Raw genomic sequence first — 16,815 nt, 5'->3', positions numbered from 1 at the left:
GAATATTTGAAAAAAGCGAATGTAGATTTGAAATTTATAGCCTGTGTAAATACGGAAGTAACACACAGAACACCGTACCTCCTCCCGGAGCAGCATCTACACTGATCTTGCCCTGCATCTTCTGCATCATCTCCCAGCTCACACTCAAGGCCAGTCCGGCGCCCTTCTTATCCGATGCAGCATCCTGATCGGCCATTGCCCTAAATAAGCCCGCACGCTGCTCGGCCGTCATCCCCGGTCCGTGATCGGCAAAGGTGATACAAACATGCCCATCCGTAAATGCAATTGCTACTTCAATAGCCGAGTGCTCCGGTGCATACTTGGTCGCATTGTTCAGGATGTTCCTAAACACAAACAACAACATATTGCGGTGTGCCAATACCACCAAATCCAGGGGAACTTCTGTAACGAGCTTCAACGACTTACGGCATTGTTCCAATTCAAAAAAAGCATTGGCTTCCACTAGCATCTCAGCCACGTGGAGTTCCTCGGGTTGGTATTCAAAACCACTGTTCTTAGATTTGATCCAGGTGAGCAGGCCATCCATAAACATCATGCTTTTCTGTGCCGTCTCTTTCAGTTGCCCCATGATGTTTACTTTCTCTGCATCCGTAAGCACGTCAATAGATTCATTAAACACTTCAGCAGTCATGAGCACCGTACTAAAAGGCTGCCTGATGTCGTGCGCAATTACTGAGATTAGCATGGTATTAAAACGATCCACTTCTTCCAGTTCCTGCGTACGCGCTAAGGAGGCTTTATGTAGTTTAGCCTGAATCCGCATGTTTCTTCTTTTAATCTGGAAAGTACGATACGCAAAAAACACGACAACCATAACTACTACAAAAAGGATCAGCAGTAAGATCATGACGGTATTCCAGAATCGGTCTTTCGATTCCAGGTCGGCCACCTGTTTTTCGCGAAGCGCATAGGTTAAAAAATTGTAGCCTGCCTTACTTGCAGCGTCATTAATTTCGGCACGTTTAGCAAGTAATAAATTCGCATATTCGTAGGCCATGGCAGGCATGTGTTTAGCGCGATAGTAGCTATACAGTCGTTCGGCCAGTTGCAGGTAACGCTCCGGGTAACCATAGTCGGTAGATATCTTTAAGGCACGCTCATAATAAGAAATGCCATCAACATCGCGTCCCATGTCGAACATGATTTCTCCCAGAGTCATGAAAGCGGCAACTTTCATATATTCAGATCCCGTTTGGTCTGCATCCTTTACTGAAGCGAGCAAAAGCTCCAGTCCTTCTTTCTTTTTACCAGCATTGTAAAGCTGCGTTCCTTCATTATTGGCGAAAGAAATCAGCAGGGCAGTATCTCTGTATTTCGTGGCTATCGCTTTACCTTTTGCAAATAAAGCATCCCGGTCAGAAGCATCCATTTTCTGATCTATGGCTAACATATCCGTTATTACAATACTTTGGATAGAATCATGTTGCAAGTCTTTGCCGAGGTTATAAGCCTGGCGAATATATTTTAGGGCTTCATTCTGATTTTTATTGGTAAACAAGAGCACACTGAGGTTCATCAGCAACTGGGTCTCATTCTCCTTATCGCCAAGCTCCTGGTATATGGAAAGCGCTTCGTTAAAGTAACGTGCAGAGAGGTAGTTGTTGGAGGAAAGATAATAGATGCCTTCGTTATTCCTGGCGTCAGCTATCCCTTTCTCGTAGTTGTGCCTTTCGGCGATCGCTTTTGCTTTTAATGCATAAAAAAGGGTTGTATCCCGGTAGCGGTAATGCGCAAGCATTGCCATCCGGTTTAGGGCGTCTACATACCTGTTGCTATCTGTAATCGCTTGGAGCGACCGCTGCAGGTTTCTAAATTCGTGCAGCTGCGCCGAGGCTTGCAGACAACACACAAGAAGGACCATGCTGGTTAGGCACAATCTGTAGAACGTTTTGATCATGAGGTTAATAAAGTCGTACTAAGATAACATTTCTATTACAAGGGACTATGCATCAAAAAAATATTTTAACAACTATTAACAACTAAAAGTTGTAAAATGAATAGATGGGAATATTATGCACAAAAAAAGCCCTGGCTGAATGGCCAGGGCTTATATAAAATTCTAGCTTGTTTTAGTTTTTACAAGCTTCGATTAGTAACGCTTTGTTTGCAGTTGGTTTTTTATCACCTAAATACACACCGTCACCAACAGTAGTCGATAAATCGGCAGATGTGATAGTTTTGTTAAGAACTGTTTTAGTTTGAGTACCCCAGTTTGCTCTGAAATCATAAGCAGATCCAACTTGTAATAAGATCGATCTCAATTGACCATTTTTAACCGTTCCTAGCAAAGTATAAGCTGCAGTAGAACCAGCTGGCTTGTAAAACAAGTCAAAGTCAGGAACTGAAATGATTCCTTTTCCTGGGCAAATTACACCCAACATTAAACTCACACTTACAACAGGAGCTGTACCTGGAGCAGCAACAGTAATCGTATAAGCAGTACCGTCGCAGCCATTGGTCACAGAACCTTCTGATAAAGTCGCACCAGTTGCTGGCCAGATTATCCTGTATTTATAAGCAGTTGGAGGTAAACCCGACCAGATATCAACACCACCATCTTTAACCAACACAGTACGCTCATCTAAGATACTGTTATCTCTTGGATCCAAAATTTGAACTGTTAATGGCGTAGTAGCAGTTTGCATCCATGCAGCACTAAAAGTAACTGACGTAGGTTTACAGTTTGCAGTTTTAACCACATCACCAGCAATAAATACTGTTAAGTGGTTTGTTTGGAAACTAACAGCCAATTTACCAGCAGCATCTCTAATTACAGTAGCATTAGTTTCGAATTGGAAAGCATTATCTCTGTAAGAGTAGATACCAATCTGGTTTCCAACAGCTAACGGCTGACCAGTAGCTTGTGGTCTGAAAGTTTCGTCCAATTGCATTCCGATTGTAATAGGCGTAGTGAAGTTTCTCACAGCTACACCACCAACATACATATTGATATCAGTAAAACCAGCAGGATAGAAGAATGCTGATCCTGTGGTACCATCAGCCAATTTAACATTTGGGGCACTTAAATCTCCACCAGGGAATAAAGCAAGAGCAACAGGATCTGAAGCATCAAAGTTAACTGCTTGAGCAGTAACTGTACCAATCAATGTTGTACCAGCAGCATCTTTGAAAGATACACCTGCAGGAACAGTAATTGCCGTTTGTTGTGGTACGTTACCAGTTGAAGGTGTAGCGAAAGTTACGGGAGCAGTTGTTGCACCAGCAGCATTAACTGGGATAGTAGTAGACACAACTGAAGAAGCAGGTGTAGGAACTACCGTTTTCAACAACGGAATGTCGATGATCTGACCAAATTGATTTAAAGCGATTGAAACTGGAATAGTCCTGGTGTCATAACCTGGAGCAGCAATCACAACGTTAAAACTTAACGTTTTAGCTGATGTAGGGATATCTTTAGGAGTTACACCTAAAGTAATTATACCATTCGTTACTGGAACAGCTTTAGTACCTGAAAAATCATAGATACTCGCAGCATCAGCTCCAGTGATGGTAGCGGTAATACCCGTAGTTGGTAAAGTACCACCGGCAGCATCTGATAAAATCAAGGTAGCTTTGTACTGAATTACAGCAGCATCAAAAAGGACATTAATGTCGTAAGCAGGGTTCCTGCAGCCACTAAACACAAATCCAATGAGGACTGTCAGGGCGGTTAATTTGTAGATTAATTTTTTCATATGAAGGGTTGTTTTTTAAGGACGCGGAGCGGATTATAATTGGAAATTTAAGTTAATTTGAACAACCGGTAAGAAGCGGTAGTAAGACATGTTTTCTTGAAACTGCGCTGAGTTGCTTGTATTAGCAGCAAGGAATTTTGTTCCCGTTAAAGTTGCTTCTGGTTTACCCATATAGTAAGTACCTACAGCAAAACCAATGTTGAATTTGTGTTTAGGGAAGGGTTGCTCAAAACCGAAACCAAGGTAAGGAGCCACTTTGTTCCATCTAACATCACCGATCAATACACCAAGGTCAGAACTAGGGATCAGGATATCGCCATATTTATAAGTTCCACGGTAGCTCACAGTAGCTGTACCACCATTTTCCCAGAAGTAACCAGCACCAGCAGTAACAACTACTTTTTTAGACCACTCATAACCGTTGATCCATGGATGCCAATCCAACATAATATGCGCATTGTTTAATTTACCATCTAAGGCAACATCTGTAGGTTCAGAACGGACACTGTAAACATGCGTTCCACCTATAGGCAGAATACTTGCTCCACCACGAATGGCAAAGTCAGCTCTTGGCGCAACTTTAATATCTAAACCGAATCCTTGTGTAGCTGCCGTTGCAGACAAATAAATCTTAGTTCCAGTTTGTGTTTTTACGGAGTCTGATTTCACTTGAGCATTAACCTGCGCACAGATTAGGATTAGGAAACTCAAGGCTAAAAATTTGTAGCTTTTTTTCATGTTCGAAGGGTTGAATGTAATAATAGAGTGTTTATTTTTTTATAAATACAGCAATCGCTGCTATTCGCATTAATATCCCGGGGCTAAGTTAATCATTTTCTGTCTTTTACCCATTTTTTATTGATTTTTTTTTAATATGCGTTCTCATGTCCCGCAATTACCTGCCAGACGGTCAGAAAAGCAATCTTTAAATCCAAGAAAAGTGACCAATTTTCCAGGTACCAAATATCAGCTTTTACTCTAGCCTCCATGCTTCCTTCAGCATTGGTTTCTCCACGATGACCACTTACTTGCGCCCAACCGGTAATACCGGGCAAAACTAAGTGCCGCACCATAAACTGATCTATAATTGCCGAATACTGAGAAGTATGCTGTAACATGTGAGGCCTTGGGCCCACCACGGACATTTCTCCCCGTAATACATTAAAAAACTGTGGCAGCTCATCTATGCTTGTCTTCCGCATAAATGCACCTAATTTGGTAATCCTGCTATCGTTTTTGGTTGCCTGTAATTTGTCAGAATCACTATTAGTTCGCATGCTTCTGAACTTAAAACAATAAAAAGGCTTATTATCCTTTCCAGAACGTATTTGCATAAAAAACACAGGACCTTTGCTTTCTAATTTGATTAATATTGCAATGATGGGTAACAACCAACTCATCACACAGATAATAACGAATAAGGAGAACACCACATCAAAAGCACGTTTTAACAACTGATTACCAGGAATTTCCAATGGCTCAGTCCTGGAACTGATTACAGGCAGATGTCCCATCATCTGTACATTTACGTTCTTTTTAAAATAATCTTTAACATCAGGCACTAACTTAAACCGAATGAGTGCCTGATCAGCTTCACGCATTAACTTATTAATTTTATCAATCGCCCGATCTGGCAGGGCGCAATAAATGTCTTTAATTTTATAACGCTTAACAAAGGCCATAACTTCATCTACACGCCCTAGAATTGACGCATCGCCAATTTCTCCTGAAGCTTTATCATCAAAAAATCCAACCACACGATATCCAGAGTGTAATTTACTATGCATTAAGGTGTAAAGCTCTTTGCCAACTGGACCCGCTCCAACAATTACTACCCGAGTGTAGTTAACCATTTTTGCCCTGTGGGATCTTCTCAATAATAAAAATCCAATTTTGAATGCAAAGAAAATAGGCGTAAAAATCGCCATGGTTAAGTATATCAATTTATGCGATAAATTTAACTCATCAAGCACTAACAGTAAAAAAACAATAAAGCCAGCAAAAAGTAATAACGATCCGAGTGCTTCTTTTACAGTAGGAATTGCATCCTTGATAAACATGTTTTGATACAAACGTGTTAATTGAGTAACGTTGAACCAGACAAAATTGATTACCAGAATATGCAACATATTTAAATGTGCAGAGCCAACATAATGTATTGAGTGGTAAATGTATATATAAGCAATAAAACCGGAAAGGTTCAGCAGAAATAAATCCAATAAAATACCTGATATTCTATACCAGGCAGCGTATTTCTGAGTCATTGTTATTTATTTGCGATCCCTCTGTCGTCTTTACTTCTATTAAGTATTGATAACAAGGCGACAAAGTTCTGCTAATATAGCCACAAGTAACGAAATATTTACTCCAGTATTATAATATTGGATTAAAAGGCATTATCCTCACCTCTTAATGCATTTATTACTGTCAAAAATATAATTTTTACGTCCAGCATAGAACTCCAATTTTCCATATACCAAATGTCATGCTCAACTCTATTTTCCATTGCAGCGGTACGTTTTGTCTCACCTCTAAAACCATTTACCTGTGCCCAACCAGTAATACCGGGTTTTACAAAATGTCTAACCATAAACTTATTTACTATTGCTTTGTACTCCTCTGTATGGCTTAACATATGGGGTCTGGGCCCTACCACACTCATGCTACCATAAAATACATTAAAAAATTGTGGCATTTCGTCTAAACTGGTTTTTCGTAAGAAACGACCTATTTTAGTTATCCGATCATCGTCCTTGGTTGCTTGTTTCTTATCACTGTCGGCGTTCACTTTCATACTTCTAAATTTGAGGCACCAAAACGGCTCATCATTTCTACCGCTACGTAATTGCCTAAACAACACTGGTCCTTTATTCTCTAGTTTAATTAGCAATGCAATTAATGGATAAAGCCAACTTAAAATAAACACGATTACAAACCCGCTAAATAGAAAATCGAAAGCCCTTTTCTTAAACCGATTCCCCATATTCTCCAGAGGCTCATGACGAAGCGTAATTATTGGGAATTCACCTCCCATATAACTAATGGTGTATGGTGCGGCAAGTTTAGCCTCTAAATCGGGGATAAACTTGAGTCGGATTAATTTCGCATCAGCCACCTGTAAAAGCGACTTCACCTCAGGCATTCGTTCAGGAGCGACTGAAACATATAGGTCCTTTACACCATTCTGAGCCGCAAGGTCTAATTGAGCTATAGTAATGTCTGACAAATTACCTGACTCAGTATCATAAATACTGGCTTGCTCATCTAAATACCCATAAAAGTCAATATTCCGCTGTTTAGTAAGATAAAGTGCCAGTCTGCTGCCCATCGCGCTATTACCGATTAAGGCAACCTTCTTCGTTACATGAAATTTATTGACTAAGATAAATTGAAATGCCGTGCCAACGAAACGATTTATAAGAAAACCAATAACTAGTAGCCCGTAAAACACCAGAAGAAATGTCCTTGAAAAATCCACATCTTTAGCTAACATTAAGTATACAGCAAACAGGACGGCGTGGAGTAAAATGCTTTTGTAAGTCCCTCTGTAAATCCGCTCAAGCCTGCGGGCACCGTACTCAGTATATAAGCCAAAAATAGCAGAATTAAACATCCAGATTAGGTTACAAACGACAATGTAATGTTGCCATAATTCGTAGGAGACAGATTTACCGAGGTATTCTGTAAGGTAATAAGAAACGATATAGATCATGTTGAGCATGATGATATCGGTAATTGGTAGAATATATTTGAGAAGGTATAAGTAACGGGTCTGCATGGTATCTTAATTAGGATAATTAATCAATACTCGGTAGTATGCTTAAGTAATGCTCATAGTGGTTATTATTTTAATATCTATTGCAATTATTTAAAAAATGTATCAGTAAGCTTATTCTAGCTGACTGATACATTTTTCTAAACTATCCCGCCAATACGGGATAGTTATAGAAAACGTGGTCTTATATTTAGTTTTGTCCATCACTGAGAACTTAGGTCTTACGGCTCTTGTTGGATAAGCTGAAGTTGGTATTGGCAAAACGTTCACTTCAGTTTTACTGATATCAAATATCCCCTTAGCAAAGTCATACCAGGAAGTTACTCCTTCATTGCTGTAATGATAAATGCCGTATTCAGTCTTACCAGACTCAATGATATCAAGAATGGCGTTTGCCAAATCAACTGCATAAGTTGGCGTACCAATCTGATCAGCAATAACACTTAGTTCATCTCTATCAGCACCAAGCTTCAGCATGGTTTTAACAAAGTTATTCCCAAATTCGGAATATAGCCAACTTGTCCTGATGATAAAATGTGCAGCTAACTGTTGGGCAACAACTTGCTCACCCTCCAGCTTTGTTAAACCATAGATGTTAATTGGATTCGCAACATCGGTTTCTTTGGCTAGATCAACGGTATTACCTTCAAAAACGAAATCAGTAGATACATGAATCAGCGTAGCTCCATTTTCCTGGCATAAACCCGCGATTATCCCCGGCCCATCTTTATTCACTTTTCTGCAAAGATCTACGTCATCCTCTGCTTTATCTACCGCGGTATATGCGGCACAATTAATCACAAAGTTCGGTTTCTCCAAATCAAATAAGAGTTCCAGAGCCTCAGTATTCAGGATATTGCTTACCGCTTCTTCTGGAAAAATTAAGCCGTCAAAATTTCTAATGCTACCTGCTTTTTTCAAGCAAGAACCTAATTGACCAGATGCACCTAATACTAATATTTTCATATTATGAGGTTGTTCCTATAGACTGCACTTTAAATCCGATTTTCCTTAATTTATCGGCATCTAAAAGATTTCTTCCATCAAAAACTTTTGCCGGCTTTAACATGCTATCATAAATGCGCTGCCAATCATAATCCTTGAATTCGTCCCATTCAGTTAAAATGGCGATGGCGTGCGCATTTTCACAAGCGCGATAGGGATCTTCAAAAACCTTCACATTCGATGCATTTTCCTCAGGTTTACGGGTTTGCAGATAATTCAAATCGCCAAAAATTTGGTCTGAATTCACTTTAGGATCGTAAACTCTAATGCGTGCCTGTTCATTCAATAATTCATCTGCAACATAAATTGCCGCTGATTCCCGCGTATCATTAGTATCTTTTTTAAATGCCCAACCGAGGAAAGCGATTTTTTTACCTGATATGGTATTGTATAAACTTTTGATCATATTCAAAGCAAAACGCTTTTTCTGATGATCGTTCATAATAATTACTTGTTCCCAGTAGTCAGCGACTTCTTGTAAGCCAAAGCTTCTTGAAATGTACACCAGGTTGAGGATATCTTTTTGGAAACATGATCCACCAAAACCAACCGAAGCTTTAAGGAATTTCGATCCGATGCGGCTATCAGTACCAATTGCTCTTGCTACTTCATTCACATCAGCTTCAGTTTTCTCACACAGCTCAGAAATTGAGTTGATAGAAGAAATTCTTTGTGCTAAAAATGCATTCGCAACCAGTTTAGATAACTCTGAAGACCAAACATTAGTAGTCAGAATTCGCTCTCTAGGAATCCAATTGTTATAGATATCAACTAAAGCTTGAATAGCTTCTTGACCTTCTTCTGTAGAATCACCACCAATCAGTACTCTGTCTGGATTGAATAAATCTGCCACTGCAGTACCCTCCGCCAAAAACTCTGGATTAGAAAGGACCTGGAATTTAACACCTTTACCTGTATTATGCAAGATGTCGCGTACTGCTTCTGCAGTACGAACAGGTAAGGTAGATTTTTCTACAATAATCTTATCAGTCATTGAAACACGTGCAATTTGACGTGCACATAATTCAATATATTTTAAATCAGCACCCATCCCTTTACCGGCACCATATGTTTTGGTCGGCGTATTTACCGAAATAAAGATCATATCCGCCTCTGCTATTGCATCGTCAACTGCAGTAGAGAAAAACAAGTTCCTACCTCTGGCTTCAGCAACAACTTCGCTAAGACCCGGTTCGTATACAGGAATATTATCAGTATCCACATCATTCCAGGCAGCAATCCTTGCCTCATTCAAATCCACTACAGTAACCTGTATGTGTGGACATTTATTTGCAATTACAGCCATCGTAGGGCCACCAACGTATCCTGCACCGATGCAGCAGATTTTAGTTATGTTCTTCATTAATGCGTTTTTTTTGGGTCAAATTAGTCAGAATCTATAAGATTATCAAAGTTAAAAGAATAAAAATGAACTTGGTGTATATTTAACACTAATGTAATGTTAATATTCTTCGAGAAATGATATATTTGTACTGCAAAGGTGAGCTTATTTACCTTTATAAGCGGGTCAATGTACTCCAGTATTATAAAACCGGACTGTTACAACCCTAAAGCTGACATTTAATTGAGGTATTTTTACCCGAGGATATTACTTAAACAAAAAAATATATGAAAAAAGCATTAATCACAGGGATTACTGGTCAGGATGGCGCCTATTTGGCAGACCTATTGTTAAAAAAAGGCTATGAAGTTCACGGTATCAAACGCCGTAGTTCATTATTTAATACAGATCGTATTGATCACCTTTATCAGGATCCACATGAGGCTAATGTTAAATTTGTGTTGCATTATGGAGATTTAAGTGATTCAACCAATTTAATCAGAATTATACAACAAGTTCAACCTGATGAAATTTACAACCTGGGTGCGATGAGCCATGTACAGGTAAGTTTTGATACTCCTGAATATACTGCTAATGCAGACGGTATCGGAACTTTAAGAATTCTTGAGGCAGTTCGTATCCTTGGTCTAATTGGCAAAACGAAAATCTACCAGGCATCAACTTCAGAATTATACGGATTGGTACAAGCTGTTCCACAATCGGAAACAACTCCGTTTTATCCACGTTCACCTTATGCAGTGGCTAAGATGTATGCGTATTGGATTACAGTAAACTACAGAGAAGCTTATGGCATGTTTGCATGTAACGGTATCCTGTTTAATCACGAAAGTCCATTACGTGGAGAAACCTTTGTAACTAGAAAAATCACCCGTGGTACTTCTAAAATAGCTTTAGGCTTACAAGATAAATTATATTTAGGTAACCTTGATGCCCGTAGAGACTGGGGCCATGCCAAGGATTACGTAGAAGCCATGTGGTTAATTCTACAACAAGAAAAACCAGAAGACTTTGTAATCGCCACAGGAGTAACTACTACCGTACGTGATTTCATTAAAATGGCTTTCCTTGAAGTCGGTATTACGCTTGCATTTAATGGTGAAGGTGCAGATGAGCGTGCAACTGTTGTTTCTTGCAGCAATCCAGATTTCCAGGTTGAGATTGGTAAAGAAGTAGTAGCTGTTGATAAAAAGTACTTCCGCCCTACCGAAGTAGATTTATTGATCGGAGATCCAACTAAATGCAATGAGAAATTAGATTGGAAACCTAAATACGATCTTGCTGGATTAGTAAAAGAAATGATGGCATCGGACGTTGAGCATTTCCAAAAAGAGAAAATGCTGAAAGAAGCAGGTTATTTCATTAAAAATCAGTTCGAATAAACATGGATTCATACAAGAATACATACGCATTAATTATGGCCGGAGGCGTTGGAAGCCGTTTCTGGCCAAAAAGTCGCACCAATTATCCTAAGCAATTTTTAGATATATTAGGTATCGGCAAGTCGTTACTTCAGTTAACGTATGAAAGGTTTGCTAAATTTATCCCTGCAGAGAACATCTACATTGTAACCAATAGCCAATATCAGGGTATTATACTGGAGCAATTAAAGGGTTTAGGAGCTGGGCAGGTTATCTGTGAGCCAAGTAGAAACAACACCGCTCCATGTATAGCTTACGCCTCTTTTAAATTAGCCGCATTAAATCCAGACGCCAATTTGATCGTTGCGCCTTCAGATCATTTTATCCTTTACGAGGATATCTTTGTACAAAAGGTTCAACAAGCACTTGCATATACTGATCAAACAGATTCACTGGTTACTTTAGGTATTTCACCTACCAGACCAGACACGGGTTATGGCTACATCAAATATGGAGCAGATGCTGGCGACGGCATTTTCAAAGTAGAACGCTTTACTGAGAAACCAAACCTCAGTACTGCACAAGAATTTCTTAACGAAGGAAAATATGTGTGGAACGCAGGAATTTTCATCTGGAAAGCAGAATCAATCTTAAAAGCTTTGGCAAAATATACACCAGTATTATTTGGTATCTTTGAGGTTGGACAGGCAGTATATAATACTGAGGCTGAACAAAGCTTTATCGATGAGCATTATCCCAATTCTCCTAACATTTCCATTGATTACGCGATCATGGAACAAGCAGACAATGTTTATACTATACCTGCCGAATTTGGATGGTCAGATCTGGGAACCTGGGCTTCTTTATATGAAGCTGCAGACCGAACTGAAGGAAATAATGTCGTGTCTGCAAGTCAGATTAACATCAGCAACACCACTAATAGTATTATACATATCCAAAACAATAAACTTGCGGTAATTAAAGGCCTTGACAATTTTATTGTAGTAGATGAAGGAAATGCCCTTTTGATCTATCCAAAAGAAGACGAACAGGAAATTAAGGAAGTTGTTAAAAGAATGAGCTTAGAATTCGGAGACAGTTTTATTTAAGATATACATTACAGTAACTTACAAGCACTCAAATAATTTTATGAAAAAAGCATTAATCACAGGAATAACTGGTCAGGATGGCGCCTATTTGGCAGACCTATTGTTAAAAAAAGGTTATGAAGTTCACGGCATTAAACGCCGTAGCTCATTATTCAATACAGACCGTATTGATCACCTTTATCAGGATCCACATGAGGCTAATGTGAAGTTTGTATTGCATTATGGCGATTTAAGTGATTCTACCAACTTGATTAGAATCATCCAACAGGTTCAACCAGATGAAATTTACAATTTAGGTGCCATGAGCCATGTTCAGGTAAGCTTCGATACTCCTGAATATACTGCAAATGCAGATGGAATCGGAACTTTAAGAATCCTTGAGGCAGTTCGTATCCTTGGTCTAATTGGTAAAACTAAAATCTACCAGGCTTCAACTTCAGAATTGTACGGATTGGTTCAAGCTGTTCCACAATCAGAAACTACACCTTTCTATCCACGTTCACCGTATGCTGTAGCTAAAATGTACGCGTATTGGATTACAGTAAACTACAGAGAAGCTTACGGCATGTTTGCTTGTAACGGGATTCTATTTAACCATGAAAGTCCATTACGTGGAGAAACATTTGTAACTAGAAAAATTACCCGCGGTACTTCTAAAATAGCGCTGGGTCTTCAAGATAAATTGTACCTGGGTAATCTTGATGCCCGCAGAGATTGGGGACACGCTAAAGACTATGTAGAAGCGATGTGGTTAATCTTACAACAAGAAAAACCAGAGGATTTTGTAATTGCAACTGGAGTTACTACAACAGTACGTGATTTCATTAAAATGGCTTTCCTTGAAGTCGGTATTACTTTAGCTTTTAACGGTGAAGGTGCTGACGAACGTGCCACTGTTGTTTCTTGTAGCAATCCAGATTTCCAGGTAGAAATTGGTAAAGAAGTTGTAGCCGTGGATAAGAAATACTTCCGCCCTACCGAAGTAGATTTATTGATCGGAGATCCAACTAAATGCAATGAGAAATTAGATTGGAAACCTAAATACGATCTTGCTGGATTAGTAAAAGAAATGATGGCATCGGACGTTGAGCATTTTCAAAAAGAAAAAATGCTTAAAGAAGCAGGTTATTTCATTAAAAATCAGTTCGAATAACATAGTTCAAATGCTACCAAAGAGAAGAATCATATCAATGAACGTAACCAAAGCTACCTATGAGCAGGTGGTTAAGGATATCATGGAATGTGCCGCTATAAAGGAGTCTTCATATGTTTGCGTAGCTAATGTACATATGCTATTAGAGACCTATTATTCCAGAGATTTTAGACAAATAGTAAACAATGCGAATATTGTAACTCCCGACGGGATGCCAATTGCAAAAAGCTTCAAAATGCTATATGGTGTTCAGCAACAAAGAATCGATGGAATGAGTTTATTACCTCGTCTCCTGGCCGAATCAACAAAAGCTGGGACTTCGGTATACTTCTATGGAGGATCTCAAAAAATGCTCGATATCACCGCCAATTTTTTAAAGGATAAATACCCGGCATTGAGAGTGGCGGGAATGTATTCCCCACCCTTCAGAGAGTTAAACGCCGATGAAAAACTGGAGATTGCGAAAAACATTAATGACTCTGGAGCAAATATGGTTTTTGTTGTTCTTGGATGCCCAAAGCAGGAGACATGGATGTCTCAAATGAAGGGAAAAATATCCGCAGTAATGATTGGTGTAGGTGGTGCTTTACCTGTGTTAGTAGGACTTCAGGAAAGGGCACCAAAATGGATGCAAGATAATAGTTTGGAGTGGTCTTTTAGGTTAATGCAAGAACCAAACAGACTATTCAAAAGGTATTTCAAAACTAATAGCCATTTTCTATTCTTATTAACAAGAGAAAAACTAAAAAAGAAATTTAAATTTTAGACAAAGTCGTTTAAATTAGTAATTATAGACTTAACTCTCCTTTTTATCTTGTAATTCGGACTATATTGCGAAATATCCATTCAAAATTACTTCATACATGTTAAAATTACCAGCGACCACATATCTAAGAACCTTTGCGATTTCTCTAGTTTTATTAACGGCTGGTACATTAAAAACGAAGGGCCAAACTGACGATATAAAGTACGAGTTGGAGTCTCAAGCAGGATATACATCAAATAGCACTGTACCATTTTGGCTAAGATCCAACCAGTATGGATCAATACCCATATCCGGGGCATCTGGAAGCTTCATCGGACGCGCGTTCAAAGACTATGATCGATCGAGGAGAAATAGGGGGGAATTTAATTGGGCTTTTGGATTAGAAGGTAGAGCAAACGTTGGCAAAAACTCAAATTTCAATATAATTGAAGCCTATTTAAAAGGGAAATTAGGAATTTTTCAACTTAAAGCCGGGCGTTCTAGAGATGTAACTGGCTATAACGGTGATACTACACTGAGTTCTGGAAACTTTGCCGTGTCCGGTAATGCGTTAGGTATCCCCAAAGTTGAAGTATCAATTCCAGATTACTATCGGATACCCTTTTTAAGCGGCCTGTTCTCATTTAAAGGAAACTTCGTACACGGCTGGCTTGGGCAGAAAAATATCTATGTTGTAACTAATTACGACAATCCAGCTATAAAAACCTCGAAAGACGCTTTTCCTCAAGGCTATTATCATCAAAAATCTTTATATGTAAGATTTGGTAAAGAAGATTGGAAATTAAATCTGTTTGGTGGATTTAATCACCAAGTATATTGGGATGACCAAAAAGCCGCATATGGATCCTTTTTGACCTTATCTAAATTAGAAACATTTTTCTATGTAGCGACTGGAAAAACTTACGGAACTGGTGCAGTACCCAGGTCTAAAATCGGAAATCAATTAGGTTCTATAGATATTGGTGCAGAATATAGTTTCGAAAATGTAAGGGTCATTCTGTATCGCCAGTCCTTTTACGATGTTGGAGCACTTTCTAAACTAGGAAATATTGCTGACGGCCTCAACGGCGTGAGTTTTGAAAATAGAAATTTCGAAGATCAAACTGCTACTTTCAGGTTTAAGAAAGCAACACTTGAACTTTTTTACACCAAGAATCAAGCAGGTTATCCCTGGTCTGTAAAAACTTTATCAGGAGATGAAGATTACTACAATAACTACTACTTCAAACAAGGTTGGTCCTACAAGAACGTAGGAATGGGTAATCCATTAATCACCAGAAAAGCAGATTCAAGGGAAGGTCAAGCATCTAACGCGCAGGACTATTTCATAAACAATCGTGTTTTGGCTTTCCATGGAGGTTTGAGTGGTTCTATTGGAAAATGGGATGTTATAACAAAAGCAACATACTCCAAAAATTTTGGCACCTTTGGAACTAGTATATATGGCAAGTCCGGGAATGGGCATTATACGCCAAATACAACAAATGTCTTCATTCCTGTAAATCAAATTTCATTGTATGCCGAAGCTCAAACTGCTGTATCGAGAGGATATGTCATTGGTGCAGCCGCTGCGGTTGATCGAGGAAAACTATTGGATAACTCGGTTGGCATCCAATTTAAGATAATAAGAAAATTCCAATAATTCCCTATTTCACCATTTTCAATTTCATAAGTATAGTCATTCCTTTACCCCAAAATATCCTGGTAAAGATTGAGAATTTAGCTTGCATCAACTTTTGGTAATAATTATCTATTGCAACGACAGGATCAAGATTAAATTTGGTTAGCTGTGAATCCATTAAATTGGTCTTATATCTATTAAATACTTTAGTATGAGTAGCATCATCATCAAAGCCTTGATTATCTATTAATGATCTGACAGGGTATACCGTCAATCCATTCAATTTCCATTGATTATAATACCATCTAATTGCCCATGAATCTATCAAGCCGTCCCTTTGTTTGAGAAGCATACTTGTCAAATCTGTTCCTGACTTATTAAACGATTTTTTAAAAGCAGCAGATTCTATATCTGAGTAATTAGCAATATTCCAGTCTACTTTATTCCACCTATCAGCCCAAGTAGCCCATCCCCAAGAACATCCTCTTGTTACAAAATAGTTGTCGTAAACCCCATTCTCTCGAACTTTAAAATCATAATTATATCCACTAATTGAATAAACATTACTTTGATCTTTATAAAATGATAAAGCCTGGTTAGTAAATTGCAAAAAACTAGGTACAGTCAGCAGATCATCTTCAAGAACTATAGCCCTTCCATAATCATTAATTACTTTTGTGACACCCTCTATAATAGAGCGCGCAAGCCCCTTATTATTGCTGGATTCATAAATCGATACCTTATTGAAGCCGTCTATTTGCTTTAGAAATTCCCTCACTTTTTGAACAGTAGGTTGATCATGATCAGACTTTGCTGCGTCAGAAAAGATAAAAAGATCGCTTTGAGCTGCTAACTCATTTTTCTTTAAAGCAGTTACGGCAGCCTTTAAAGTATCTAAACGCTTATAAGTGAACAATAAAATTGGAGCTAAATCTGACATAAAGTATAG

General features: G+C 38.7%; 13 protein-coding genes. 5 read left to right on the top strand and 8 right to left on the bottom strand.

From position 1 onward, the window contains the following. Positions 1-34 precede the first annotated feature (34 nt). The 7 genes from CLV32_RS22620 to CLV32_RS22590 form a co-directional block, all read right to left on the bottom strand. The gene (locus CLV32_RS22620; protein ID WP_133559252.1) at positions 35-1,918 is read right to left on the bottom strand and encodes a tetratricopeptide repeat-containing sensor histidine kinase; all 1,884 of its coding nucleotides are present in this window, start codon (positions 1,916-1,918) and stop codon (positions 35-37) included. A gap of 172 nt (positions 1,919-2,090) precedes the next feature. Further along, entirely contained in the window at positions 2,091-3,716 is a 1,626-nt protein-coding gene (locus tag CLV32_RS22615; RefSeq protein WP_133559251.1) for a hypothetical protein, read from the bottom strand. Positions 3,717-3,749: 33 nt separating this feature from the next. Next, positions 3,750-4,454: a hypothetical protein gene (locus CLV32_RS22610; protein WP_133559250.1), complete on the bottom strand. Its 705-nt coding sequence runs from the start codon at positions 4,452-4,454 to the stop codon at positions 3,750-3,752. 131 nt (positions 4,455-4,585) lie between these two features. Continuing rightward, positions 4,586-5,980 (bottom strand): undecaprenyl-phosphate glucose phosphotransferase, encoded by a 1,395-nt coding sequence (locus tag CLV32_RS22605; RefSeq protein ID WP_133559249.1) that lies wholly within the window; start codon positions 5,978-5,980, stop codon positions 4,586-4,588. 122 nt (positions 5,981-6,102) lie between these two features. Further along, positions 6,103-7,494, bottom strand: a complete 1,392-nt coding sequence (locus CLV32_RS22600) for an undecaprenyl-phosphate glucose phosphotransferase (RefSeq protein ID WP_133559248.1) — start codon at positions 7,492-7,494, stop codon at positions 6,103-6,105. 111 nt (positions 7,495-7,605) lie between these two features. Continuing rightward, complete coding sequence (gene rfbD, locus CLV32_RS22595; protein WP_133559247.1) at positions 7,606-8,457, bottom strand: dTDP-4-dehydrorhamnose reductase; 852 nt, start codon at positions 8,455-8,457, stop codon at positions 7,606-7,608. A 1-nt stretch (position 8,458) separates the two neighbouring features. Next, entirely contained in the window at positions 8,459-9,859 is a 1,401-nt protein-coding gene (locus CLV32_RS22590; protein ID WP_133559246.1) for a UDP-glucose 6-dehydrogenase, read from the bottom strand. Positions 9,860-10,125: 266 nt separating this feature from the next. Here CLV32_RS22590 and gmd (CLV32_RS22585) point away from each other — a divergent pair, with 266 nt between their 5' ends. The 5 genes from gmd (CLV32_RS22585) (at position 10,126) to CLV32_RS22565 (ending at position 15,887) form a co-directional block, all read left to right on the top strand. Further along, the gene (gmd, locus tag CLV32_RS22585) at positions 10,126-11,238 is read left to right on the top strand and encodes a GDP-mannose 4,6-dehydratase (RefSeq protein ID WP_133559245.1); all 1,113 of its coding nucleotides are present in this window, start codon (positions 10,126-10,128) and stop codon (positions 11,236-11,238) included. A gap of 2 nt (positions 11,239-11,240) precedes the next feature. Further along, positions 11,241-12,326 carry a mannose-1-phosphate guanylyltransferase gene (locus tag CLV32_RS22580; protein ID WP_243732388.1) on the top strand — a complete coding sequence of 362 codons (1,086 nt, stop codon included), beginning with the start codon at positions 11,241-11,243 and terminating at the stop codon, positions 12,324-12,326. A 40-nt stretch (positions 12,327-12,366) separates the two neighbouring features. Beyond that, positions 12,367-13,479, top strand: a complete 1,113-nt coding sequence (gene gmd, locus CLV32_RS22575; RefSeq protein ID WP_133559245.1) for a GDP-mannose 4,6-dehydratase — start codon at positions 12,367-12,369, stop codon at positions 13,477-13,479. Positions 13,480-13,516: 37 nt separating this feature from the next. Continuing rightward, the gene (locus tag CLV32_RS22570; protein WP_133559244.1) at positions 13,517-14,245 is read left to right on the top strand and encodes a WecB/TagA/CpsF family glycosyltransferase; all 729 of its coding nucleotides are present in this window, start codon (positions 13,517-13,519) and stop codon (positions 14,243-14,245) included. A 97-nt stretch (positions 14,246-14,342) separates the two neighbouring features. Next, positions 14,343-15,887 (top strand): capsule assembly Wzi family protein, encoded by a 1,545-nt coding sequence (locus CLV32_RS22565; RefSeq protein ID WP_133559243.1) that lies wholly within the window; start codon positions 14,343-14,345, stop codon positions 15,885-15,887. Between the two features lie 4 nt (positions 15,888-15,891). Here the strand turns inward: CLV32_RS22565 and CLV32_RS22560 are convergent, their stop codons facing one another. Next, on the bottom strand, positions 15,892-16,806 hold the full coding sequence (locus CLV32_RS22560) for a glycosyltransferase family protein (RefSeq protein ID WP_133559242.1): 915 nt from the start codon (positions 16,804-16,806) through the stop codon (positions 15,892-15,894). Positions 16,807-16,815: the final 9 nt, after the last annotated feature.

The organism is Pedobacter duraquae, from assembly GCF_004362245.1.
GTDB classification, from domain to species: Bacteria; Bacteroidota; Bacteroidia; order Sphingobacteriales; family Sphingobacteriaceae; genus Pedobacter; species Pedobacter duraquae.
Note: the sequence above shows the minus strand (reverse complement) of the source record. Positions and strands in the feature narration are given on the sequence as shown.